The following is a 23,455-nucleotide window of genomic DNA, read 5'->3' as shown; positions in this document are numbered from 1 at the left end:
AAGCGATCAGGTCGAGCGGAACGTGCCGTTCAGACCGGCGGGGAAGAACCCGCCACTGGTCGTGCCCGCCGCCGGGTTCAGATAGACGATGTTCAGCACCTGCTGGGTCGAACGGCTGAAGGCGATGCCGTTGGCGTCCGACGGGAACAGGTTCGAGGCCGCCGCATTGCCGGTCCCGGTCGGGCTGATGCCCTGGTCCAGGTCCGAGGTGCCGTCCAGGCTGTCGCGCGCGTTGGAGATGGCGTCGGCATTGGCGCGCAGTTGCGGGGTCGGGCCGGTCGGGATTCCCTTGGCGTACAGGGCCGTGCGCACGATGCCCGCGTGATAGGCCTCGGCCGCCAGGATGCCCGCGGCTGCTTCCAGATAGGTCTTGTTGGTGATCAGCGGCGACGCACCCTTGTAGGCCGAGACGCCGACGTCCTCGAAGATGAACGCCCCCAGCAGGAAGGCTTCGTCCGAAGCATAGGGGTTGAACGCCTGTCCCGCGCCGACCAGTCCGGCCGCCCGCGCGGCGTTGGAGAAGGCCCCGTTCGGATTGGTGCCGCTGATGTCGATGGCCGGCTGGGCCACGGCCAGGGTGCTCAGCACCTGACGCAGGAACCTGACGTGGGCGATCTCGTCCTGAGCGATCTCATTGGCGTACTGGCGCACGACCGGGTCGGTGAAGTTCACCTGCGCTCCGCCGGTGACGGCGCCTTGCGTGCCCGTGCCTGTCAGATCCGAGGCGGGCAGGCCGACGCCAAACGCGGCAAAGGAATAGAACTGGGCTTCCAGATACTCCAGGTTCAGCGCGAAGTTCAGCACGTCGTTATCGACATTGGCCGTCGGCGCTGCCTGGGCGATCGCGGTATCGCTGTTGCTGGAGCAGGCCCCCAGCACGGCACCTGCCGTGGCCCCGACGGCAAAGCCACCGGCGGTCTTGAAGAACTTGCGGCGTTCGTTGCGTCGCTCCACGCGCTGATCGAGCGCGCCGAGAATGATATCGGTCTTGGACATGGATTTTCCTCCGGGGCGATGCCGCTTCCGAAGACAGATACTCATGGCTCGCTAAGTCGGTTTCAGCTTGACCGTGAAACCGCCAAATCTTCACAATCCAGCCAAGGCTGCAAATTCAGCCCTCGCCGACCCGCACCCCCGCAGCGGGCATCCACTGCGGCCGGGCGATTGCGACCTCACGCCCGTCAACCGTCAGTGGGCCGCCCAGCCGGTCCAGCCGCATCAGCGCCATCGCGACTCCGTCCCGACCCGTCATCACCTCGCCGGCGCGCAGGTCGCCATTCAGCACCTCGGCACCCGGCTCCGGCGCCGGACCATCGAAGGTCAAAGGCAGCATCCGCTTCTTGATCTCACCCCGCCGCTTCATGCGCGACGTCGTCTCCTGGCCCACGAAACAGCCCTTCTGGAAATCGATGCCGTTCAACAGGTCGAAGTTCGCCTCGATCGGATAGGTCCGGTCCGACCCCGCATCCGCCGCCGGATCGGGCACCCCGACCGACAGGCGGTGCGCGTCGTAATCGACCTCGGTCGCATCCGCCGCATGATCGCCGATCGCCCGGCCTCCCATCCCGCCCGTCCGCGGATCGACCACAAACCCCGTCGCCACCCCGGGCCAGCTTGCCACCACCGGCCGGTCGTCCGCCGCGATCTCGACCTGCGCTCTCAGCTTGTATATGGACAGCCGCCCCATCAGCCCTTCGCGCCGATCCGCCCCCACGTCCAGCACCACGCCGCCCGCTTCGCCCCACAGGAACAGGTCGAACAGCAGACGCCCCGGTGGCGACAGCATGGCCCCGAACTTCAACTCTCCGTTCGAAAGCGTCTCCACATCCTGGGTCAGCAGATTGTGCAGGAACGGTTTCGCATCCGGACCGGTCACCCGGATCAAGGCGCGGCTGTTCAGACGGGCGATGCGATCGGTCATGGGATATAGATAGGGGCTGCGGTGCCGTTCTACAGGCACGTGCCCCAAGTTGGTGTGCCGGGACGGGCGACCAAGGCATCTATACTACGGCTCAACTCGACCGGATTCGTCTGACCCAGACTTTCGAACATCTGCAGCGCGTCACCTTGGCACAGCACCGCTTCCGGTGCGCCGACGTTGGCCTGCTCTGTTTTGAACCGTGCAATTTCCTCAGGCGTCAGCTTTGAGTTAGCCCGGACGTAGTCGTCCAGTCTTTGAACGGTGCGGCGCAGTTCCGCCTGGTTCTCCGGGAAGCGTTCTGGTGCACAGCGGCGGCCAACCTCCTCGATCAGACTGTAGATGGCCCAAGCGCAGATGACGCCCTCGCCGGGAGGCGCTTCTCGCGTAACTTGGGGCGCAGGGGCAGTGGATGCCGCGACTATCGGCAGGGTGAGGATGCTTGCCATCCAGACGGATCGAACCTTCACAGTATCCCCCGCTCGTTCAGGGCGAACTTACGCAGCTGTCGCAAGAATACGACCCCTGTGGCGCGGAGGAGCAGAGAATCCGTATACGGTCTACCCATGAGTGCCCGCTTTCCCATCCTGTACATCGCCGAGGCCGACGCAGAGGCCGCCGTCCTGTCGTCGGGCGTGCTGGCCTATCTGGTCGACAGCCTGCCGGATGCGGCCTTCACGATCGTCGGATCGGCGGCCTCCGCGCCTCTGTTCGCCGATACGCCGCGCCTGAAGCAGCTGATCGTGCTGGACAAAACCGGGCGCTGGGACTGGCTGGGTCTGTGGAACCAGGTGCGCGATACCCGCTGGGGTCTGGTCGTCGATATGCGGGGCACCCGGTTCTCCGAACGCCTACGTCGCCTGAAGCGGGCCGTGCGCGGCCCCGACCAGCCCGGCCTGCATGCCGTCGAGGCCGCCGCCCGCGTCCTGCAACTCGACGAGGTGCCCAGCCCCCGCCTGTTCCTCGGCGAGGACACCCGCGCCGCCGCCGACGCCCTGATCGGCTCCGATCCCGCGCCCATCCTGGCCGTGGGTCCGGGCACGGACTGGATCGGCACCCGCTGGCCGGCCGAACGCTATGCCAAGGTCGCCGGACCTCTGCTGGCCGATGATGGCCCGCTCGCAGGGGGTCGGCTGATGATCGTGGGCGAGGAGGCCGACCGCGACCTGGCCCACACCATCCGGCTGGCCGTGCCCCGTACCCGGGTGATCGAGCTGCAGGGCAAGCTGACCCGGCTCCAGACCGCCGCCGCCCTGTCGCGGGCCAGCCTGTACATCGGAGCGGACTCGATCTGGACCCAGCTGGCGGTCGCGGCGGGCGTGCCGTCGGTCGGTGTCTACGGCCCCTCTGATGATGCCCGCATCGGCCCCTGGAAGGGCGTCTCGATGCGCGGCGAGCGCTCGCTGGAGGAGTTCAGGGCCATCGACCCGCGCCTGAACCAGCACATCCACCACATGCTGGGCCTGCCCGCCGACCGTGTCCTGAGGGCCGCGCGCGGCTTGCTGGCCAAGGCCTGACGGGACTATTCAAACCCAGCTCCTCCTGACCCGGACCCTTCGATGACCCAGACCTATGACCTGATCGTCCGTGGCGGCGAGGTGGTGAACCACGCAGGGCGAGGTCCGGCCGACGTCGGCGTCATCGACGGCCGCATCGCCTTCGTCGGCGACCTGTCCCAGGCCTCGGCCGGACAGACGGTGGACGCCTCGGGCCTGACCGTCCTGCCCGGCGTCATCGACACCCAGGTCCACTTCCGCGAACCCGGCCTGGAGTGGAAGGAAGACCTGGAGACCGGCTCCCGCGCGGCCGCCCTGGGCGGTGTCGTCGCCGTGTTCGAGATGCCGAACACCGAACCCAACACGACCGACCCCGACACCCTGGCCGACAAGCTGGCCCGCGCGCGCGACCGGATGTGGACCGACCACGCCTTCTACGTCGGCGGCACACACGCCAACGCCGATCACCTGGGCGAGCTGGAGCGCCTGCCCGGCTGCTGCGGGGTCAAGGTCTTCATGGGGGCCTCGACCGGCGATCTGCTGATCGCCGACGACGACGGGGTGCGAAAGGTGCTGAACGCGGTGTCGCGCCGCGCCACCTTCCATTCCGAGGACGAATATCGCCTGGCCGAGCGTCGGCCCCTGGCCCGCACCGGCGACTGGACCAGCCACCCGGAGGTCCGCGACGCCGAAAGCGCCATCCAGTCCACCCGCCGTCTCGTCCGCCTGGCGCACGAGACCGGCAAGCGCATCCACGTCCTGCACGTCTCGACGGCGGAAGAGATCGCGTTCCTCGCCCACCACAAGGACGTCGCCACGGTCGAGGTCACGCCCCAGCACCTGACCCTGGACGGAGACGAGGCTTACGAACGGCTCAAGGCCTATGCCCAGATGAACCCGCCGATCCGCAATGCCCCTCACATCGCCGGGTTGTGGCGCGGTATCGACCAGGGCGTGGTGGACGTGCTCGGCTCCGACCATGCCCCGCACACCAAGGAGGAAAAGGCCCGTCCCTATCCCGCTTCGCCGTCCGGCATGCCGGGGGTCCAGACCCTGGTGCCGGTCATGCTGACCCATGTGGCGAACGGCAGGATGAGCCTGGAGCGGTTCGTGGACCTGACCTCGTCCGGGGCGCAGCGCGTGTTCCAGACCGCGAACAAGGGTCGCCTGGCCGAAGGCTACGACGCCGACCTGACCCTGGTCGATCTGAAGGCCAAACGCGTCATCACCCACGATCAGCAGGCCAGCCGCTGCGGCTGGACCCCGTTCGACGGCTTCGAGGCGACCGGCTGGCCCATGGCCACCATCGTGCGCGGCCGGGTCGTCATGTCGGACGGCGAGCTGATCGGCACCGCCCACGGCCGCCCGGTCAACTTCCAGGAGGCGCTGACGACCTAGGCCAGTTCCGGCCCGCCCGTCGGATCGCGCGGATCCAGCGGCAGCCCAGCTGCCTGTCGGGCCTTCAGCACGCGCAGCCAGCCGTGCATGGCCTCGCAGTCCAGCCCGTGCATCATCAGCCGGAACCCCGCCTGCAGTGTCGACAGGGTCACCAGTGGATGCCCGTTCTTGACGAAATGCATGTGGTAGTCGGTGCCCAGGATGCGCCCGATGTAGATGCCGACGATCTCATCCAGCTGCAGCGAATGGCTGGCCCGCATGAAGTCGGCGCGGGGCAGCATCACGGCATACAGCGGGGTGTAGAACTCGACCGCCGTCTGGATGTCGATCTTGTTCAGCGGCCCGGTCGGAAACCGCTCGAACGCCGGCTCGATGTCCGACAGCATCGAGAAGTCGACCACCTGGGGCGGCGTGATCTCCTTGCCCGCCGCCCGCAGCGCCATGTTCAACTCGATGATGAAGTTGAAGATGTTCAGGTCGTGCTGGAGAAACACATTGTCCTCCAGATCCTTCAGCGTCAGCGGCTTCAGCGGCACCGTCTTCACCAGCGCCGGATCGACCCCCGCATTGGCTTTCAGGAACGCCAGCAGCTCGGTCCCGACGTGGAAGTGGCGCAGGATCAGGGTGTTGCACTCGGGCGACCCGAACGTCCGCAGGCCCCAGTGGATAGACCTGTGCAGCAGGCCGTTCAGGTTCGGATAGCGCGGCGAAATCGCCCGCAGCACCTTCACGACGCAGAAGAACAGGAACACCAGCGGCCGGGACACCGGAAACAGCCACCGCCGCGACCACGACCGCGCGCCCAGCAACAGCGCCCGCTTGGCCTGCGGATCGATCGGCAGGGAGTGATCCAGATACAGCGCCAGCCACGGGTCGGGATCGCCGGCGTCATAGCGGCGCGCGTCGAACGGATCGGTCTTCCACTCCGCCGTGTCGCCGCCGTCGGACAGGCTCAACGCTCGATCTCCTCGATCTGCAAGGCATAGAGACGGGCGGTGACCCGGGCCGTCATCACGATGCGTTCGGCCACGGCGGCGTCGGGCAGAACCATCCGCAGCATTTCCTCGAACTCAGCCATGTGCTCGGCGTCGTTCTCGCCGTGATACAGCAGGAACCGCACCGCCTCGTCGGGCAGGGCCAGCCGTTCCTTGACCAGCCGGCCCCAGGGCGCGGCCTTGATCGAACCCAGTCCTTCGATCACGAACATGGCCCCCAGCAGGCCGAACGGGTCCGGTTTCGACGCCTCATGGAACATCCAGGCCGACAGGGCCTCGGACCCCACGTTCTTGGGAGCTGACCGGATGACCTCGAGGTCCCCGCCGGAACAGACGAAGTCCGCCTCCAGCAGCCGAAAGTCCCGATGCTCGGTCACCGCGTGACGCATCAGGGTCGAGCGTAGTTCCAGATGGCTCTCGCCGACGTTCGAAGCGGCGCGGCTCATCCACAGCGCGCCATCTTTGACCTGCTGACGCAGGTTGATCAGGAACAGCTGATAGTCGGCCAGTTCGAACCGCCCGCGCGTAAGCTTGCGGATCAGCGGCGTCGCCTCCAGCCGCTGTTCGAACTCGGCGAAGACCACCGCGAGTTTCCGCAGGGTGTCGGCCACCTGGTCATCCACGCGTGTACCGTCAGCCATCACACCACCTCGCACATCATGAACCCGACCATCGCCCGTCCGCTTTCGGGCACGATCAGCAGCACGCGTTCGCCGCGCTTGGCCCGTCCCGATCGCATGAATTCATCCAGCATGACCCAGATCGAGGCCGCACCGATATTGCCGACGGTGGCCAGGTTCGAGAACCATTTCTCCTCGGGGATCATGGCGGCGGTGCTCTTCAGAACTGACACGATCTCCTCGCGCAGCGAGCGGGCCGAATAGTGGCACAGCAGGTGATCCACGTCGTCCGGCACGATCCGCCCGCTGTCGACCTTCTCCAGCCAGACCCCGATCCAGGCGCGGATGACGATCTTCAGCAGTTCGAAATCCTGAACCAGCGCGATCGAGCCAGCCGCATGCGCCGCGACCGGTCCGGCATGGCTCCAGGCGGTCTTCATGTCCGCGCGGTCGGCGAAGGTGGAGCCGGCCCACATGCAGGGATCGAACCGCCCGGCCAGCGAGGTCAAGTCGATCCACTCGATCTTCAGCGACAGGCCGTCAGGCCTGGGTTTCGGCTCCATCACCACCGCGCCCGCTCCGTCCGACAGGGTGAATCGCAGGAAGTCCGCCTCGACCCTCGCCCGTCCCTTGGCGTCCAGCAGCGCTGTGCCCTCATAGAACTCGGGCCGAAACCAGCGTGATGAGAACTCGCCCGCCGCCGCCACCGCGACCTCGGCCTCTCCGGCCCGGACCTGCAGCCACGCCCCCTTGGCCGCCATCAGGGCGGAGGCGCAGACGGACTGATAGCTGGCGATCTCGATGGCTCCGGCACCCAGTTCGGCATGCACCGCGCTGGCATGGCCGGGCACGATGTAATCGCCCTGCGTCGTCGCGGTGGCCAGATGCTTGAGGTCGCCGACCGACAGGCCGGCATCGTCCAGCGCGGCCCGCGTCGCCTCTGCGGTCATGGAGGCGTTGGAATGCAGCGGCACGCCTTCTGCTGTCAGGGCATAGTGGCGCGTCTCGACACCGTTCCATCGCAAGGCCCGTCGTCCGACCGCCGAACTCCGCCCGCCGATCCGGCCAATGACGTCCTCCATCGCGTCCACGCCGACGGGCTCGCCGGGCAGGAAGGCCCCCGTGCCGGTGATGTAGACGTCGCGCAGCAGGCCTTCGGACATCGCTCATCCCTGCCCCGATTGGCCACCTCGCCGCAAGCCGACGAAGCCTGACGCGCGCGTGATCGGAACGCCGAGACAGGGCCGGACGCTATCAGGACGAAGCCAGAGGATCACAGCCATGCTCAAAGCGAAGAATTCCGCCGCCATCGTCGCCGTCCGCGACATCGCCCGTGCCCGTGCCTTCTATGGCGAGACCCTGGGCCTGAACCTGGCTCCGGACAGCGAAAACGACATCACCGTCTTTCAGACCGGCGACACGCGGCTGGTCGTCTATGTCTCGGAGTTCGCGGGCACCAACCAGGCCAATGCGGTGGTCTGGGGCGTTGGCGACGAGATCGAGAGCATCGTCGCCGACCTGATCGCCAAGGGCGTGGCCTTCGAACGCTACGACCTTCCGGACGCGACGTTCGAGAACGGCATCCACCGGATGGGCGATTTCCGCGCCGCCTGGTTCAGGGACCCCGACGGCAACATCCTGCACATCAACAGTGGCAACTAGCCTTCCAGCGACACCACCGCGCCCGCCTCGACCGGCCGGCGGCCCTGACGACGGCGCGACAACCAGGTCTTGATGGCCTTCTGCATCGGCTGGTCGATGGCGGTGTGGAAGGCGAAGGCGAAGATGAAGGCCGCCAGCACGCCCCCGACCCACAGGCCCCACTGGACCGGCGTCGACAGGGCGAACTTGGCGATCATGACATTGGCCACGCCGAACCAGGCGATGCGCACGACCTCGTTGGTGATGAACATCGAGAACGACACCATGCTGGCCTTTTCGATCAGCTTGGAGGGGCGCAGCACCGGGATCGCCCCAGCCGCCAGGATGATCAGCGAGATGAAGACGAGCGAGATCAGGGCGTTCTTGTCGAAGGCCTGAACGACCGCCAGCCCCACCGCCGCCGACACCCCGACGATCCGGGCCAGGCGCGGTGCGATCCAGACCCGCTCGGTGAAGGCCGCCAGCCCCATGCCCAGGATGAACAGGGGCAGGGCACGCGCGAAGCCGAACTTCATCGGCATCTGATAGACGGGATAACCCAGCCAGGCCTGCGTCGCCGCGTTGGCAAGCAGATAAAGGCCAATGACGCCCAGCAGCGCCGTCCACGGCCCCAGCCGCTTCAGACCGGTCAGGATATAGGGAAACAGGACATAGCAACCGACCAGGGCCGAGATCGACCAGCTGGGCGCGTTCCAGCCCAGACCGCCATGCACCCCGAACGCCTGCGTCAGCGTCAGCTGGGCCGGCAGCTGGTCCCATGCGAACCACTCGGGATTGCGCGGCGCGACGCCGGCCACGGCGCTGATCAGCACCAGGGCCACCAGCGACAGCCCCATGATCAGATGGGCCGGATAGACCCGGAGGAACCGTTTCAGGAAGAAGTCGCCCGGCGACATCGACCCGCGCCCGACCGCCGGACCATAGACCCGCATCAGCACATAGCCCGAGTCGATCAGGAAGAAGTTGGTCAGCAGGAACCCGCCCCGCTCGAACACCGGATGCAGGGCCTCCGCCAGGGGCACCGGACCCGCCGCCTGGAAGTGATGCAGGATGATCATCGAGGCCACGATGAAACGCAGCGCATCGAGCCACCCGCCTCGAGCGATCGGGGGTGTCTCGTTTCGGGTCGAAATCGCGCTCCAGGCCATCGGAAACCTCTCTTCGGAGGCGAATTCCGCAAGGACCGGGCCAGCGGCCGATATCGCTAACGCGGCATTAACCACGGTCCCGGCATTTTCTGCCCAGTAGCCTTTGGGACCTGACACACATGAGCGGCGCTGAAGTTCTGGACGTGGGCCGCGACGCCATCTGGTTGACCGTGCAGCTGTGCGCGCCGGTCCTGATCGTGGGACTGGTCGTCGGCGTCGGCATCGGTCTGTTTCAGGCCCTGACCCAGATCCAGGAACAAACCCTGGTCTATGCCCCCAAGATCATCGCCATCTTCGTCAGCCTGCTGCTGTTCCTGCCGCTGATGGGCGGGCTGCTCGGCGCCTTCATGCGCACGATCGCGGCGCGCATTTCAGGGATGTAGGGTCGGCGTGGACCCCTACGCCACCGCCGATCAGATCTGGGCCGGCGGGCTGATCTTCGCCCGCATCGGCGCGATCCTGCTCAGCCTGCCGGGCATCGGTGAATCTTATGTGCCGCCGCGCATCCGGCTGTCGCTGGCGCTGGTGATTTCGCTGGCCCTGTGGCCGGTGGTGGGCAACCTGCTGCCCGCCTTGCCAGAGACCATCGGCGGCATGGTCGGCTGGATCCTGCGCGAGGTGGTCACCGGCCTGATGATCGGCGCGATCCTGCGGGCCTTCACCGGGGCGCTGGCCACGGCAGGAGAGATCGTGTCGCTGCAGACCACGCTCAGCTTCGCCCAGACCACCAACCCGCTTCAGGCCCAGCCGGGCGCGACCATCTCCGCCTTCCTGATGATCCTGGGGACCGTGCTGGTCTTCGCCACCAACACCCATCATCTGTTCATCGCCGGACTGGTCGGGTCCTATGAGCTGATCGCCCCGGCCCGGCCCCTGGTCATGGGCGACTTCACCGAGCTGGCCATCCGCACCATCGCCGACAGCTTCATGCTGGGGGTGCAGCTGGCCGCCCCCGTCATCGTCTTCGCCCTGATCTTTAACCTGGCGTCGGGCCTGGTGGCGCGGGTCATGCCCCAGTTTCAAGTCTTCTTCGCCGCCGCCCCGCTCAGCGTCATCCTTGGCCTGTCGATCTTCGCCCTGTCGCTGGGGGTGATGGGCACGGTCTTCATCGACCGCTACCGCGCCCTGGCAAATCTGTTCGTCTCAGGCAACGGGGGCGGCGTTGGCTGACGACGCCGATCCCGAGTCCAAGACAGAAGAGGCGTCTCCTCAGAAACTCGAGGAGGCGCGAAAGAAGGGCGACGTCGCGAAATCCGCCGACGTCGCCCCGGCCCTCAGCCTTCTGGCCGTGACCGCCGTCCTGATCATGGGCGGCGGCTATTTCGCCACCAATATGGCCCAGGGCTTTCTGCCCTTCATCGCCGCGCCCCATGCCATGCTGGGCGGTCTGGAGGCGGGCGGCGGGGTGGAGATCGGGGCGCGGGTTCTTTGGGTCGCCGCGCCCTTCCTGGGCACGGTGATGCTCGCGGCCATGCTCGGCGGCGTGGGCGGCAATGTCGCCCAGTCGGGCCTCGTCCTTTCGGCCGAGAAGCTGAAGCCCAAATGGGACAAGCTCAGCCCCATGGCCGGCTTCAAGCGCATCTTCGGCCCCGACGGCCTGATGCAGTTCGCCCAGACCCTGATCAAGCTGATCGCCGTCGGCGTCATCTGCTGGATGGTGCTGAAGCCCCACGCCCGCCAGTTCGAGACCATGGCGGCCATGTCGCCCCTGACCATCCTGCCGCTGGCGCGCGACCTGATGATCGCCCTGATGAGTTCGGCGCTGGTGTTCCTGGGCCTGACGGCGGGTGGCGATTTCATCTGGCAGAAGATGCGCTTCGCCAAGCGGATGCGGATGTCCAAGGAGGAGCTGAAGGAGGAGTTCAAACAGTCCGAGGGCGACCCTCACGTCAAGGCCAAGCTGAAGCAGATCCGCATGCAGCGCAGCCGCCAGCGGATGATGCAGAACGTGCCCAAGGCCACTGTCGTCGTCACCAACCCGACCCACTATTCCGTCGCCCTGCGCTATGAGGCCGGCGATGCCGCGCCCGTCTGCGTGGCCAAGGGCGTCGACGCGGTCGCCATGAGGATCCGCGAGGTGGCGCGCGAGCACGACGTGCCGATCGTCGAGAACGTCCCCCTGGCCCGCGCCCTCTACGCCGCCGTCGACATCGACGAGACCATCCCGCGCGAGCATTTCGAGGCGGCCGCCAAGGTCATCGGCTTCGTGATGAAGAAGCGCCAGCCGGGCATGCGGCGTCCGCTGAACTAACGGACTTTGCGGCCGACTAGATGTGAATACCTTCAGCGAGCAGGGCGGCGGGCGCGCGTTCCTTGAACTTGAAGAACCCCTTGGTCGCCAGCGGCCACAGCCGGTCGTCCCACGATCGGCGAACGCGGGTCAGGGCGATGCCCTGTTCCGCCAGGGCCGCCTCCAGCCGCTCCAGGGCATCGGCGACCGGGCCCACGGGCGCTTCCAGCACGACCACCTGATCGACCCCGGTGTTCCTGGCCGCGCTCGACACAGCGTCGGGTGACAGCGTCGGCGTGACACCCACAGGCCGGTCGAAGTGCGCTGCGCAGCGGGTGGCAGCATCCTCTGCCGCCGTAGCCACGAACCGGACCGCCGTATCGCCCCACGGCCACGGCGACTGCGCGTCGCCACACGCCGCGACCAAAATTGCTTCCGGTCGCCAGGCGAAGGGGAAGACGCTTTCCGGGTTCAGGTCGTCACCCGTTACCAGCAGCAGGCTCCGCCCCATCGGCGGCGATGTGCCCAGCAGCGCGAGCGGCCGCGCCCCCGGCAGCGGGTCCTCGCTCAGCGGCAGGGCGCGGGTCGCCAGCCCCTTGGGTCGAAACCGTCCGCTGGTGAACCGCTCGATGTTGTCCGCCTCCGCCAGATAGGTCTTGCCCACCGTCTGCAGCCCCGCCACCCAGCGCCAGGACAGGGTGTTAGACGCTGGATCGCCGTCCAGCAGGTGGCGCAGGAAGAAGTCAGCCCCCAGCGCCCACGGCAGCCCCAGGGTGAAGACCCAGATCGAGGCGAACCACATCCGCGTGTGGTTGTGCAGATAGCCGGTCTCGACGAGCTCCCGCGCCCAGTCGTCGAACCCCTCGATGCCCGTCGTCCCCGCCTCGGCGGCGGCGACCGCCTTGGCCAGGCCTGATGATCGCGGCGCGTCTCGCTCGGCCTGAAAGCGGGTCCAGACCTCGGGGTTCATCTGCAGCCAGCCCTTCCAGTAGGTCCGCCACAGAACCTCCTGGATGAATTTCTCCGCGGCGCGGGGGCTTTGGCGTTCCAGAACGGCCGAAACCACCTCGTGCTCGGTCAGCAGGCGATGCCTCAGCCAGGGCGACAGGCCCGAGACCGCCTGCCGTCCATCCGGATCTGCATCGGTGTTGCGCCCCATGGCATAGGCCTGGCCCGCGTGCGGCGCGAAGGCGGCCAGCCGCTGAAGCCCTGCGGCACGCGTGGGCGGAAGGCGATCGAGAGGGTCGTGCATGACCTGCGCCATAGCGCAGGCCCGCCCTTTCCGGACTGCGGCCTATGGCGCGGGGCCGCGATTTCGCACCCCTGTCGGATCGCGCGTATGCTTTCACTCTGCGATTCGCGGGAGCGACCCCATGACGACAACCGGCCCGACCCGCTCCAGCCCGCCGGTCGACATCACCCTGATCCTGATGATCGTGGGCTTCGCGGTCGCCGTCGCCGCCCTGGCGTGGCCGATGTTCCGCGCCGCCCCGGTCGCCACGCCACACATGATGCTGATGGTCGCCGTGACGGGCGTCGCCCTGCTGGGCCTGTTCGCCTTCGGCAGGATCGAGACCCGCAAACCCGCGCGGCCCGACGGCGATGTGGCGGTCGAGATGCTGGACGCCATGGCCGAACCGGCGGCCCTTGTCACCGCTGCGGGCCAGATCCTGGCCTTCAACGGGGCCTGGGTGTCGCAGAACGGCGCGACTGTGGCCCTGCCCAGGGCCCAGTCCGCACAGGCGCTGTATATGGCCTTCGCCCAGGCGCGCTCCGGCCATCAGGGCCGCGCCATCGTCACCATCGGCGAGCGAGAGATCGAGGTCCTGATCGGCCAGGCCGGGCAGGGGCGTTTTCTGGTTCGCGAGGCCCCCGAGGCGACGCTGAGCGCCTCGCCGCCGCCGATCGCTTCCAACGCCTATGTCGCCCAACCGGGTGAAGGTCGGGCCATGGCGGCGGGCGCCCCGTTCGGCTCGGCGGTCATTGGCGGTGACGACCTGTTCGCCGGTCGGGCCGAGGATGCCAACCCCGCGCTCGCCGTCCTGACCGGACCCGCCGCGGCCCGCGACGCCGCTTTCGGCCATCTGTTCGACCCGACCGGCGTGGTCGAGGCGCGCGAGCGGATGGCGGCGGGCTCGACCGGCCCCATCGAACTGGTGGCCCGCGCCCATCCCGACCGGATGCTGCACCTGTATGTCGCGCCCGAGGGCGACAAGCGCCGCGTCTGGCTGTTCGACGTCTCGACCCAGAAGTCGATGGAGCTGCAGCTCAGCCAGGCCCAGAAGATGCAGGCCGTGGGCCAGCTGGCCGGCGGCGTCGCTCACGATTTCAACAACCTGCTGACGGCCATTCAGCTGCAGCTGTCCGAGTTGCTGGAGCGCCACCCGGTCGGCGATCCCTCCTATGACGGCCTGAACCAGATCCGCCAGACCGGCATCCGCGCCGCCGATCTGGTGCGCAAGCTGCTGGCCTTCTCGCGCAAGTCCACCGTCCGGCGCGAGCGGCTGGACGTCGGCGAATTGGTCGGGGAGTTCGCGGTCCTGCTGCGCCGCCTGCTGCGCGAGGACGTGCGGCTGGAGACCGATTACGGCCGCGACCTGCCCGTCGTCCTGGCTGACAAGTCCCAGCTGGAGACCGCGGTGATGAACCTGGCCGTCAACGCCCGCGACGCCATGCGCGGCGTGGTCGAGCCCGGTGCCGGCGTCGTCACCATCCGCACCCTGCGCCTGACCCAGGATCAGGCCCGGACGCTGGGCTGGCGTGACGCGCCGGACGGCGACAGCGCCCTGATCGAGGTGTCCGACACCGGCCCCGGCGTCCCGCCCGAGCTGCTGGACAAGATCTTCGAGCCCTTCTTCACGACCAAGGCGGTCAACGAGGGCACCGGCATGGGTCTGGCCACCGTCTATGGCATCGTCCAGCAGGCGGGCGGCCATATCGGCGTGACCAATCTGGAGGGGGCCAACTCGCAAGTCAGGGGAGCCGCCTTCCGCATCTTCCTGCCCGCCGCGACCGAACAGGAACTGACCGAGGTCGCCCCGGTCGAGGTCAAGGCCAAGGCCGCCCCGCGCGACCTGTCCGGCAACGGCCGCATCCTGTTCGTGGAGGACGAGGCCGCCGTGCGCGGCATCGCCGCCAAGCTGCTGCGCCAGCGCGGCTATGAGGTCATCGAGGCCGCCGACGGCGAGGAGGCCCTGATCCTCGCCGAGGAATGGGCGGGTCAGATCGACATGCTGATCAGTGACGTCATCATGCCGGGCCTGGACGGACCCAGCCTGCTCAAGAAGGCCCGGCCGTTCCTGGGCGACGCGCCGGTCATGTTCATCTCGGGCTACGCCGAAAGCGATTTCTCCGACCTGCTGCAGGACGAGGTGGGCGTGTCCTTCCTGCCCAAGCCGCTGGACATCAAGACCCTGGCCGAGCGGGTCAAGCGAGAGTTGCAGGGGGGCTAGGTTCGGCCTGGAACGGGGTGCCGCTTACGCCCGGGCGGTAGACAGTCGGGAATGGTTAATATAGCCGTGGTCAGGCGGGTCGTCGGCCTCCCTCCAGGTTTCGCCTGTTGGGGGAAAAGCGAATCCTCGCAGAGACTTGAGCGGGAGTCGCGGAATGGATCCGATCACTTCGATGGTGGCCGCCATGCTGATCTCCGGTGCCGTTGCGCCAGCGGACGGCCATGGCTGCTCCGAAGCGCCTCACTACAGTGACGTCCCATGCGCCTGCACGCGCGAGGCCGTTTTTTACGGCCCCTGGACCGGTGGGGGTGGCTACACGCCTCCGGGCGGCTGGGGACCTCCCGTCACTGTCCCGGCCGGCCCGCCGATCTATGTGACCTCGCCTGGCGCGCGGGTTTACGGTCGTCCGATCGAAGTCGCAGGCCCCGTCGTCTATATTTCGGGCCCACCGGTCTATGTGGACGCTCCGCCGATCCGCATCGCGCCGGCCCAGATCTACGTCCAACGTCCGGAAGTCCATGTGAACCCGTCGCAGATTTTGGTCGAGCCGCCGGAGGTCCATTTCTCGGACTGCGCCGACGGCACGGTCTGCACGCCTGTCGACGGCGACGTGCGCACGCTGGCCCGCGAGACGACTCCGCCGCCGGTGGGCGAATCCGCTGTGCTGTCGTCACGGGTGTCGCCACCCCCTCCGCCGCCACCTCCGGCACCCCCGGCACCCGTCGTCCCGTTCTATCCGCCTAAGCAGGACCGGAACTGATTGTGGCGTCCGAGGCCCTCGTGCGGACGACGGCACAGACGGGCGGTCCTCCCACCTGGAGCCTGATGCTTCGGCGAGGGGCAGGCACTGCTGCACTGGCTCTGACGGTCGTCTTCGCCGCTTCCTCCACGGCGGCCGCACGACCGCATCCTGCACTGAACCCGGCGGACGCCGTCGAACAGGGTGCCTCGCCCGCTGTTCAACAGTTGAAGTCGTGGGTTCTCCAGACCGGCGACAATCAGGGCTTGCCCTTCGTTCTTGTCGACAAGGTCAACGCCCAGGTCTTCGCCTTTAACCGAGACGGGCTTTTGCTGGGGGCCACACCGGTCCTGTTGGGTCTGGCGCGAGGCGACATCGCACCGCCCGGAATCGGCGATCGCCCCCTGTCCGCAATCGGGCCAGAAGACCGCATCACGCCGTCGGGGCGGTTCGTCGCCTCGACCGGCGAGAACCTGAGCGGGAAAAGCGTGCTCTGGATCGACTATGCCGGCGCGCTCTCGCTGCATCCCGTCGTAACGGGCCGGCCGGCCGATCGTCGCCTGCAGCGCCTGACCTCGCCGACCTCCGATGACAACCGGATCTCGTACGGGTGCATCAACGTTCCGGCCGCCTTCTTTGAAGGGATCATCGCACCGACCTTCAAAGGCACAGCCGGGATCGTCTACATCCTGCCCGAAGCGACCCCGATCGCGGAGGTCTTCCCCGGGGTCTGACGGGCTGTCGGACGATGGTGCCACCGGGACGCCCGGCTGTAGTGGCACGCCTTGAGTGTCGTGATGGGGCGGCTTTCACCCCAGGCACGGTGCCAGGCCCAAGGGCCTATTCGCCGCTTGTCGGTCCTCCGCCCGCCCAAAGAAAAAGGCCCGGTGTTTCCACCGGGCCTCATCCATCTGCGATGACCTGAACGATCAGGCCGCTTCGGCCTCGTCCTCGTCGGCGACTTCGGCGGCGGGCTGGTTGGCCTTCTTGGCGCTCAGCGACTTGGACAGCAGCTGGACGGCGGCGTCCTTGTCGATGCGGTTGGCGGCGGCGACCTCGCGGGCCATCCGGTCCAGCGCCGATTCATACAGCTGACGCTCGGAATAGGATTGCTCCGGCTGGCTGTCCGCCCGGTGCAGATCGCGCACGACCTCGGCAATGCAGACCAGGTCGCCCGAGTTGATCTTTGCCTCATACTCCTGGGCGCGGCGGCTCCACATCGTGCGCTTGATGCGGGCGCGGCCCTTCAGCGTGGTCAGGGCCTTGGTCACCACGTCTTCCGACGCCAGCGAGCGCAGGCCCGCGGTCTTGGCCTTCTTGGTGGGAACGCGCAGGGTCATCTTCTCGTGGTCGAAGGTCACGACATAGACCTCCAGCGACATGCCGGCGACTTCCTGGACCTCGACGGCCGCGACCTTGCCGACCCCGTGGGCCGGATAGACGACGGCGTCGCCGACCTTGAATTCCAGAACGCTCTTGGTGGTCATGTCATTCCTTTCCCGGACGCAAGGGTCGGGCGAACCGAGAACGCGACGACGAACGGCTCCACCGCCCGGCGACGAGGTCACCGGTGGAAAAAGCTTCACTCGTCAGTCGTGGAAACGGATCACCGAACCTCTGGCCGACCCCGTCGCCATGGACGGAGTTCTGTCGCAAACGCGGGCGGTGCGTGAAATACGCATTCCGCCCGACCCAATGTGAAGGAACATATCACAAAACGAGGCAATTTCAAAACGTCACGCGCGAGATGCTCCGGGCACCGCACATTATGACCGCAATGCGGCGACGACCGTCAGGAGCCCTTGCCGGGCTCGGTGCTGAAGTATTTCTCGAACTTGCCGGTCTCGCGCTCGAACTGCTCGCGGTCGGCCGGCGGGGTGCCCTTGACCGTGATGTTGGGCCAGACGCGCGCATACTGCGCATTGATCTGCAGCCACTTGCCGTCGGGCTCGTCCTCGGTGTCCGGCTTGATGGCATCGACCGGGCATTCCGGCTCGCACACGCCGCAGTCGATGCACTCGTCCGGCGCGATGGCCAGGAAGTTCTCGCCTTCGTAGAAGCAGTCCACGGGACAGACCTCGACGCAGTCCATGAACTTACATTTCACGCAGGCGTCGGTGACGATGTAGGTCATGGGCGGCGAAATCGGTGATCTGAAGGGTGGGCCGGACGCTCCGGTGGAGCCGTTCGGACATGACGGGGCCGGGCGCGGCTGTCAACCGATCGCGCGGTGCCGCATCGGCGCATAATGCTGCTCGATCCCGATAGCTCGGCTGTCACCCGATCCCGCCCCTGCATCATTGTCCGATCCGGGGTTCGTCGAGCGGCAGATACAGGGCGCGCGCCTCGGCGGGCGGACCGCGTCGGTCGCCGATCCCCTCGACGCGCACGGAGGTGATCCGGCCGTCGCGGGCGAACACGATCTCGTCGCCCAGGTGAACGACGCGGCTGGGCTTGTCCAACCGGGTCTGACGACCCTGGTGCGTCAACCGCACCGCACCGCCCTCCACCAGGGCGGCGGCCAGCGACCGGGTCTTGGCGAACCGGGCGCGCCACAGCCAGATGTCGACGCGAACGCTCTCTCCGCTCACGTCGCGCCGGCCTTCCTGCGGCGGGTGCGCTTGCGACGCGCGGGTGCGGCTCTGGCTGTCAGTTCAGCCAGCTTGGCGAACGGCGAATCCTTCACGATCGTCGCGACCTTGCCCTCCCGATCCGGCATATGGGCGCGGACGACCTTCAAGGCCGCCCAGATCGCCTTGGCGTCACCAACGGTCCAGCCCAAAGCCCGCAGTGCCTCGTCGGACAGAGTGCCCCTGGTGTCACGCCGCAGCGTCTCGGCCCGTTCCAGATCCTCGACCGGCACGGCCCAGCGACCGGCCGCCCGGACCCCGAACGCCGACAACGCCCGCATCGACGGGGCGGGGATGGGCAACAGGGTCAGCCGCCCGGCCTTGGCCCGGAACGGCTCGGTCGCGGCGAAGGCCTGGGCCAGGGCGCGGGCGCGGGGCTTCTGCGTGCCCGGCAGCCAGACCGAATGGGCGCCGACCCGGATGGCGAAGGTCTTGATCGTGCGGCGTTCGACCTGGCTCAGGGCCGCCAGATCGCGTTCGACGTCGCGCCGGTCGATGATGCCGCCGGCCTCGACCAGACGAAAAGCGATGCCGCGCGGCAGGCCCTTCAGCGCCCCGCTCTCGATCGCGGTCTTCAGCCGACGCAGATCGCGCAGCGCCCGACCCGCCTCTGACGCCAGCCAGGCTTCGATCCTTCGCTGTGCCCGGTCCCGGGTCGCCTGCGGACCCAGATCGCCGATCAGGCGGACACGCGGGCTGAACGGTTCAGCGTTGATGATCTTAGCCGCCAGCGCGCCCGCCCACAGCACGTCGCCCTCGGGCGTGACCGAGAAGGCGTCTTCGCCGTCGCTCGCCAGCCTGCCCAGCCGCCGCGCTATCTCCGGCCCGACGGCCCGCAGGGCGGCGGTCTTCAGCGTCTTGTCGGCCAGCGCTGAGCCCCCGGTCGCCAGGGCGAACCGCACCCCTTCCAGATGGCCGACCGCCTCGCCGTCGACGGTCACGATGCCATCCTCCGCCACCTCGGCCATGGTGCCTTCGCGGTCGTGGAGGGACCGCATCAGGGCGGTGGTCTTGCGGTCCACGAACCGCGCCGTCAGCCGCTCGTGCAGCACGTCCGACAGCCGGTCCTCCAGCGCCCGCGTCCGCTCGCGCCAGCCCTTTTTGCCGTCCAGCCAGTCCGGCCGGTTGGCGATGTAGGACAGGGTGCGCACCCCCGCCAGCCGCGCCGACAGCTGGTCGATCTGGCCGTCGTCGCGGTCCACCTCGGCGAAGCGCGGCATGAACCAGTCGTCGGTCAGCCGGCCCCGCTTGCCGGTCAGGGCGTGAAACACGTCGCGCGACAGCCGCAGATGCTCTTCCAGCGTCGTCTTCTGGAAGTCGGGCAGCTGGCAGGCTTCCCACAGCCGCATGATGGTTCCGCGCGACCGCCCGATCCGCTTGACCTCGTCGTCCTGCATCGCCCGCCGCAACAGGGTCTCGTCCAGCGCCTGTCCGGTCAGCTTCAACCCCGGCACGCCCGGCGTCTGGACCAGGGACCGCAGCAGGTCGGGCAGGGTGTCGAAATCCAGCCGTGCATTGCGCCACTCGATCGCCTGGATGGGATCGAAGCGATGATCGACCACCTGGTCGACCAGGTCCTCGTCCAGCTCCTCGGCCTCACCCGTGACGCCGAATGTGCCGTCGCGGACATGGCGGCCCGCGCGGCCCGCGATCTGGGCGATCTCGTGCGCATGCAGCCAGCGGGTCCGCCGGCCGTCGAACTTGCGCATCCCGGCGAAGGCGACGTGGTCCACGTCCATGTTCAGACCCATGCCGATGGCGTCGGTGGCGACCAGGAAGTCCACCTCGCCTGACTGGAACAGCGCCACCTGGGCGTTGCGGGTGCGGGGACTGAGCGAGCCCATCACCACCGCTGCCCCGCCGCGCTGACGCCGGATCAGCTCGGCGATGGCGTAGACTTGCTCGGTCGAGAAGGCGACGATGGCGCTGCGCCGGGGCAGGCGGGTCAGCTTCTTGGACCCGGCATAGGTCAGGTTCGACAGCCGTTCGCGCGTCACGATCTCCACATCGGGGATCAGCCGCTTCATCAGCGGGGCCATGGTCGCGGCCCCCAGGAACATGGTCTCGAACCGACCGCGCGCGTGTAGCAGGCGACTGGTGAAGACGTGGCCGCGTTCCGGGTCGGCGGCCAGTTGGATTTCGTCGATGGCCAGGAACTCGACCTCGCGTTCCAGCGGCATGGCCTCGACCGTGCAGACCCAGAAGTGGGGGCGGGGCGGGATGATCTTTTCCTCGCCCGTGATCAGGGCGACGGCATTCGCTCCCCGCAGCCTGACGATCCGCTCGTAGATCTCGCGCGCCAGCAGCCGCAGCGGCAGGCCGATCATGCCCGACGCATGGCCCAGCATCCGCTCGACCGCCAGATGGGTCTTGCCGGTATTGGTCGGCCCCAGAACCGCGACGACACGGGACGGGGCGAGGCCGGTCGGGCGATCGCTCATGATCTCAATAAGGTGGCGATTCGCCTGGGGTTCCTCAAGTCATTCCTCCCCCGCTGCGCTTCGCTTGCTGGGGAGGATCAGCCCAGCATCTCCTCGACCTGCCCCAGCCGTTCCTTGCCGAAGAACATCTCGTCGCCGACGTAGAAGGTGGGCACGCCGAAGGCCCCGCGCTCGACGGCGGCCGCCGTGTTGTCGGCCAGCGTCGCCTTGACCGCATCGGTCTGGGCGGCGGCCAGGATCGCCTCCGCATCGAGACCGGCATCGGTCAGGACCGATGCCAGAACCGCTGGATCGCCCATCGCCAGCCGCTTCTCCCAGAAGCCCGCCGACACCGCCGTGACATAGGCGTCGAAATCCGGACCCGGCGCGACGGCACAAAGGCCGCGCATGGCGGTCAGGCTGTTGATCGGAAAGTGCGGGTTCATGCGAAACCGGGTCAGTCCGTGCCTTGCGATGAAGCGCCGGATTTCCAGCATCTCGTAGTCCATCTTGCCCCGGACGCCGCCGAACGCGACCATCGGGGCTTGGTTGCCGGTCGCCTTGAACAGTCCGCCCAGCAGGCAGGGGATCAGGTTGATCGAGGCCCCGGTCCGTTCGGCGACCCGCTTCAGCGCATGATGCGCGAAATAGCCGTTCGGACTGGCGAAATCGAAGATGAAGTCGATGGTCTTGGTCACCAGGTTTCCTTCCACGGCCGCAGGTCCAGCTCGAACGTCCAGGCGCTGCGTTGCTGGTTGTGCAGCCAGACGTAATTCTTCGCGATCTCGTCGGGCTTCAGGATCGCGTCCTCGTCCAGCAGGGCCTGGATATCCGGCGCGATGGAGCGGGCGAAGACGCCGTCGATCATCCCGTCCACGACGACATGCGCGACGTGGATGCCCTGTGGCCCCATCTCGCGCGCCAGGCTCTGGGCCAGCTGACGTAGCGCCGCCTTGGCCCCTGCGAAAGCCGAGAAGCCCGCGCCGCCGCGTGTCGAGGCGGTCGCCCCGGTGAACAGGATCGTGCCCTTTCCACGCGGGGCCATGACGCGCGCCGCCTCGCGTCCCGTGAAGAAGCCGGACAGGGCCGCCATCTCCCAGACCTTGGAATAGACCTGGGCCGTCGTGTCGATGACGGGAAACCGCACGTTCGCCCCGATGTTGAACACCACCACCTGCAGCGGGCCGATCTCGGCCTCGATCCGGTCGATCAGGGCGATCATCTCGGCCTCGATCCGGGCGTCGACGCCGAACGCATGGGCCTCGCCGCCCTCTGCGCGGATGGACGCGGCGACGGCCTCCAGCTGATCCAGGTTGCGCGGCCTTCGCGTGATGCAGACCGCCAGGCCCTCACGCGCAAAGGCCCGCGCGATGGCGGCCCCCACGCCATCCCCGGCACCGACGATCAGGCAGGCTGGCTTCAGTGGCATGGTCGGCCTCCGTGAGGCAGAGACCGTTTCATATCGAAACTAAGTCGTCAACGCGCCTGTGCGACGACCGAACACCGCCCGCGCGGCCAAATAGACCAGCAACCCCACCGGCCCCGCCATCAGCGTCAGGAACAGCACCGGCAGCATGGCCCAGTGCGGCACGCCGCGGCGACCGGCGTCCTCGATCGCCCAGGATCCGACCCACAGATCGAAGGCCAGATAGTGGACCCAGCCGACCAGAACGGCGCGAGGCTGGCTGAAGCCCTCGGCCAGGCCCGACAGCGTGGTCAGGTCGCCGCCCAGCCCGCCGCTCGCGACCGCCTGAACCAGCAGCGCCGCATAGGTCACGGCCAGCGCAACCGCGATGCAGCGGGCCGCCGAGATCACCAGGGCTCGCCTGAGCGGAGCCAGCGCCAGCACGATCCAGCCGATCAGGGCGATCGTGTTGGCGATGTTGAACAGCGTATCGAGAGTCATCGGCGGCTCCTTCGGCCCGGAGCTTAACAGGCGGATGGGACTCAGCGGAACAGGGACGAAACGAATCAGGACCGAATCAGTGACATCGCCTGATTCAGGATTTGTTCACCCCAAGATATTGTATCTTAAGGCCGATTAACCACAAGCGAGAAGCGAGCGGTGTCGAGGGTGAAGACCGGACGAACGGGGCGAAATCGCAGCGCCATCTTTCCCGCTGCGGCGCGACCCGCTAGGACGCGGCCAACGGCTCCGTAGCTCAGCTGCATAGAGCAAGGCTTTCCTAAAGCCGAGGTCGGGGGTTGGAGTCCCTCCGGGGCCGCCACGCCATCATTTCCACTTCGATCCCTCGCCGTGGCCGCCGATGCTTTCCCATTCGGGCGGCGCGGCCTTGTGGACGTATTGCTCGGACACCAGCCAGCCCTTGAACGGTCGCAGGACCAGCAGGCACGCCGCGGCGATCAGGGGGAAGGTGAAGGCGAAATGGACCCAGATCGGTGGGTGGACGGTGAACTCGAACGCCATGAAGGCCATCATCCCGATCACCCCGATCGCCGACATGGCGAAGAAGGCCGGGCCGTCGGCGGGCTCGGCGAAGCTGTAATCCAGCCCACAGACGGGGCAGGCCGGGCGGATGGTCAGATACCCCTGCAGCAGCGGACCCTTGCCACAGCGCGGACAGCGGCAGCGCAGCCCGGTCGAAAGCGTGGACAGCCTGGGATATTCGGGGGCGGCGGGCGGTGACATCTTGGGCTCCTGACGTCCTTCAAATCGGCCTTATCCCGCAACGCATCAAGGGTGGATCGGTCACACCCCGTTAACCGCGTCTAAAGAGCGCCCGCGC

The 23,455-nt window shown here is 67.6% G+C and carries 25 protein-coding genes and 1 tRNA gene; 10 read left to right on the top strand and 16 right to left on the bottom strand.

All coding sequences use genetic code 11. The annotated features are described in order from the left end of the window. Nucleotides 1-6 precede the first annotated feature (6 nt). The 3 genes from AC1DW4_RS09740 to AC1DW4_RS09730 form a co-directional block, all read right to left on the bottom strand. Entirely contained in the window at nucleotides 7-996 is a 990-nt protein-coding gene (locus AC1DW4_RS09740) for a ferritin-like domain-containing protein (RefSeq protein WP_477017061.1), read from the bottom strand. A gap of 115 nt (nucleotides 997-1,111) precedes the next feature. Then, a complete protein-coding gene (gene ygfZ, locus AC1DW4_RS09735; RefSeq protein ID WP_477017060.1) occupies nucleotides 1,112-1,921 on the bottom strand; it encodes a CAF17-like 4Fe-4S cluster assembly/insertion protein YgfZ in 810 nt (269 codons plus the stop codon). A 29-nt stretch (nucleotides 1,922-1,950) separates the two neighbouring features. After that, nucleotides 1,951-2,367 carry a hypothetical protein gene (locus AC1DW4_RS09730; RefSeq protein ID WP_477017059.1) on the bottom strand — a complete coding sequence of 139 codons (417 nt, stop codon included), beginning with the start codon at nucleotides 2,365-2,367 and terminating at the stop codon, nucleotides 1,951-1,953. Nucleotides 2,368-2,484: 117 nt separating this feature from the next. On the opposite strand from AC1DW4_RS09730, the gene AC1DW4_RS09725 reads away from it, so the two are divergent. Further along, nucleotides 2,485-3,435, top strand: a complete 951-nt coding sequence (locus AC1DW4_RS09725) for a glycosyltransferase family 9 protein (protein ID WP_477017058.1) — start codon at nucleotides 2,485-2,487, stop codon at nucleotides 3,433-3,435. A 42-nt stretch (nucleotides 3,436-3,477) separates the two neighbouring features. Further along, nucleotides 3,478-4,812: a dihydroorotase gene (locus AC1DW4_RS09720; RefSeq protein WP_477017057.1), complete on the top strand. Its 1,335-nt coding sequence runs from the start codon at nucleotides 3,478-3,480 to the stop codon at nucleotides 4,810-4,812. On the opposite strand, the gene AC1DW4_RS09715 is transcribed toward AC1DW4_RS09720, so the two are convergent. From AC1DW4_RS09715 to AC1DW4_RS09705, 3 genes are read right to left on the bottom strand one after another with little or no spacing between them, the layout of a single operon-like run. Then, nucleotides 4,809-5,768, bottom strand: a complete 960-nt coding sequence (locus AC1DW4_RS09715) for a DUF6999 family protein (RefSeq protein WP_477017056.1) — start codon at nucleotides 5,766-5,768, stop codon at nucleotides 4,809-4,811. The two genes, AC1DW4_RS09720 and AC1DW4_RS09715, sit on opposite strands and share 4 nt — an antisense overlap. Further along, the gene (locus AC1DW4_RS09710) at nucleotides 5,765-6,448 is read right to left on the bottom strand and encodes an iron-containing redox enzyme family protein (RefSeq protein WP_477017055.1); all 684 of its coding nucleotides are present in this window, start codon (nucleotides 6,446-6,448) and stop codon (nucleotides 5,765-5,767) included. Before AC1DW4_RS09710 ends, AC1DW4_RS09715 begins: the two co-directional genes overlap by 4 nt. Next, nucleotides 6,448-7,590 carry a beta-ketoacyl-ACP synthase III gene (locus tag AC1DW4_RS09705; RefSeq protein ID WP_477017054.1) on the bottom strand — a complete coding sequence of 381 codons (1,143 nt, stop codon included), beginning with the start codon at nucleotides 7,588-7,590 and terminating at the stop codon, nucleotides 6,448-6,450. The genes AC1DW4_RS09710 and AC1DW4_RS09705 overlap by 1 nt, the downstream gene beginning before the upstream one ends. A gap of 118 nt (nucleotides 7,591-7,708) precedes the next feature. Here AC1DW4_RS09705 and AC1DW4_RS09700 point away from each other — a divergent pair, with 118 nt between their 5' ends. Next, entirely contained in the window at nucleotides 7,709-8,089 is a 381-nt protein-coding gene (locus AC1DW4_RS09700; protein ID WP_477017053.1) for a VOC family protein, read from the top strand. Here AC1DW4_RS09700 and AC1DW4_RS09695 read toward each other — a convergent pair. Further along, nucleotides 8,086-9,237 carry an acyltransferase family protein gene (locus tag AC1DW4_RS09695; RefSeq protein ID WP_477017052.1) on the bottom strand — a complete coding sequence of 384 codons (1,152 nt, stop codon included), beginning with the start codon at nucleotides 9,235-9,237 and terminating at the stop codon, nucleotides 8,086-8,088. The two genes, AC1DW4_RS09700 and AC1DW4_RS09695, sit on opposite strands and share 4 nt — an antisense overlap. A gap of 119 nt (nucleotides 9,238-9,356) precedes the next feature. On the opposite strand from AC1DW4_RS09695, the gene fliQ reads away from it, so the two are divergent. From fliQ to flhB, 3 genes are read left to right on the top strand one after another with little or no spacing between them, the layout of a single operon-like run. Beyond that, nucleotides 9,357-9,620 (top strand): flagellar biosynthesis protein FliQ, encoded by a 264-nt coding sequence (gene fliQ, locus AC1DW4_RS09690; RefSeq protein ID WP_013270426.1) that lies wholly within the window; start codon nucleotides 9,357-9,359, stop codon nucleotides 9,618-9,620. A gap of 7 nt (nucleotides 9,621-9,627) precedes the next feature. Further along, nucleotides 9,628-10,407 (top strand): flagellar biosynthetic protein FliR, encoded by a 780-nt coding sequence (gene fliR, locus AC1DW4_RS09685; protein ID WP_477017051.1) that lies wholly within the window; start codon nucleotides 9,628-9,630, stop codon nucleotides 10,405-10,407. After that, nucleotides 10,400-11,488: a flagellar biosynthesis protein FlhB gene (gene flhB, locus AC1DW4_RS09680; RefSeq protein ID WP_477017050.1), complete on the top strand. Its 1,089-nt coding sequence runs from the start codon at nucleotides 10,400-10,402 to the stop codon at nucleotides 11,486-11,488. The genes fliR and flhB overlap by 8 nt, the downstream gene beginning before the upstream one ends. Before the next feature lie 16 nt (nucleotides 11,489-11,504). Here the strand turns inward: flhB and AC1DW4_RS09675 are convergent, their stop codons facing one another. Further along, complete coding sequence (locus AC1DW4_RS09675; RefSeq protein WP_477017049.1) at nucleotides 11,505-12,719, bottom strand: FAD-binding domain-containing protein; 1,215 nt, start codon at nucleotides 12,717-12,719, stop codon at nucleotides 11,505-11,507. A 121-nt stretch (nucleotides 12,720-12,840) separates the two neighbouring features. Here AC1DW4_RS09675 and cckA point away from each other — a divergent pair, with 121 nt between their 5' ends. The 3 genes from cckA to AC1DW4_RS09660 all read left to right on the top strand — a co-directional run bounded on the left by cckA (nucleotide 12,841) and on the right by AC1DW4_RS09660 (nucleotide 16,392). Next, entirely contained in the window at nucleotides 12,841-14,919 is a 2,079-nt protein-coding gene (gene cckA / locus AC1DW4_RS09670) for a cell cycle histidine kinase CckA (protein ID WP_477017048.1), read from the top strand. Between the two features lie 154 nt (nucleotides 14,920-15,073). Further along, nucleotides 15,074-15,679 (top strand): hypothetical protein, encoded by a 606-nt coding sequence (locus tag AC1DW4_RS09665; RefSeq protein ID WP_477017047.1) that lies wholly within the window; start codon nucleotides 15,074-15,076, stop codon nucleotides 15,677-15,679. Between the two features lie 65 nt (nucleotides 15,680-15,744). Then, nucleotides 15,745-16,392: a L,D-transpeptidase gene (locus AC1DW4_RS09660; RefSeq protein ID WP_477017046.1), complete on the top strand. Its 648-nt coding sequence runs from the start codon at nucleotides 15,745-15,747 to the stop codon at nucleotides 16,390-16,392. Between the two features lie 195 nt (nucleotides 16,393-16,587). Here the strand turns inward: AC1DW4_RS09660 and AC1DW4_RS09655 are convergent, their stop codons facing one another. The 7 genes from AC1DW4_RS09655 to AC1DW4_RS09625 form a co-directional block, all read right to left on the bottom strand. Then, nucleotides 16,588-17,145 carry a CarD family transcriptional regulator gene (locus AC1DW4_RS09655; protein ID WP_477017045.1) on the bottom strand — a complete coding sequence of 186 codons (558 nt, stop codon included), beginning with the start codon at nucleotides 17,143-17,145 and terminating at the stop codon, nucleotides 16,588-16,590. Nucleotides 17,146-17,450: 305 nt separating this feature from the next. Further along, nucleotides 17,451-17,792: a ferredoxin FdxA gene (fdxA, locus tag AC1DW4_RS09650; protein WP_477017044.1), complete on the bottom strand. Its 342-nt coding sequence runs from the start codon at nucleotides 17,790-17,792 to the stop codon at nucleotides 17,451-17,453. A 163-nt stretch (nucleotides 17,793-17,955) separates the two neighbouring features. After that, on the bottom strand, nucleotides 17,956-18,249 hold the full coding sequence (locus AC1DW4_RS09645) for an RNA-binding S4 domain-containing protein (protein ID WP_477017043.1): 294 nt from the start codon (nucleotides 18,247-18,249) through the stop codon (nucleotides 17,956-17,958). Continuing rightward, nucleotides 18,246-20,729 carry a helicase-related protein gene (locus AC1DW4_RS09640; protein ID WP_477017042.1) on the bottom strand — a complete coding sequence of 828 codons (2,484 nt, stop codon included), beginning with the start codon at nucleotides 20,727-20,729 and terminating at the stop codon, nucleotides 18,246-18,248. Before AC1DW4_RS09640 ends, AC1DW4_RS09645 begins: the two co-directional genes overlap by 4 nt. A gap of 77 nt (nucleotides 20,730-20,806) precedes the next feature. After that, nucleotides 20,807-21,406 (bottom strand): DsbA family protein, encoded by a 600-nt coding sequence (locus tag AC1DW4_RS09635; RefSeq protein WP_477017041.1) that lies wholly within the window; start codon nucleotides 21,404-21,406, stop codon nucleotides 20,807-20,809. Next, the gene (locus tag AC1DW4_RS09630; RefSeq protein WP_477017040.1) at nucleotides 21,403-22,137 is read right to left on the bottom strand and encodes an SDR family NAD(P)-dependent oxidoreductase; all 735 of its coding nucleotides are present in this window, start codon (nucleotides 22,135-22,137) and stop codon (nucleotides 21,403-21,405) included. The genes AC1DW4_RS09635 and AC1DW4_RS09630 overlap by 4 nt, the downstream gene beginning before the upstream one ends. Before the next feature lie 39 nt (nucleotides 22,138-22,176). Next, nucleotides 22,177-22,614: an ABA4-like family protein gene (locus AC1DW4_RS09625; RefSeq protein ID WP_477017039.1), complete on the bottom strand. Its 438-nt coding sequence runs from the start codon at nucleotides 22,612-22,614 to the stop codon at nucleotides 22,177-22,179. 245 nt (nucleotides 22,615-22,859) lie between these two features. Between AC1DW4_RS09625 and AC1DW4_RS09620 the strand changes: the two genes are divergently transcribed. Further along, nucleotides 22,860-22,936: transfer RNA gene (locus AC1DW4_RS09620), tRNA-Arg, on the top strand. A 5-nt stretch (nucleotides 22,937-22,941) separates the two neighbouring features. Here the strand turns inward: AC1DW4_RS09620 and AC1DW4_RS09615 are convergent. Next, nucleotides 22,942-23,358 carry a DUF983 domain-containing protein gene (locus AC1DW4_RS09615; RefSeq protein ID WP_477017038.1) on the bottom strand — a complete coding sequence of 139 codons (417 nt, stop codon included), beginning with the start codon at nucleotides 23,356-23,358 and terminating at the stop codon, nucleotides 22,942-22,944. Nucleotides 23,359-23,455: the final 97 nt, after the last annotated feature.

Source organism: Brevundimonas sp. P2_A6 (genome assembly GCF_056404975.1).
Note: the sequence above shows the minus strand (reverse complement) of the source record. Positions and strands in the feature narration are given on the sequence as shown.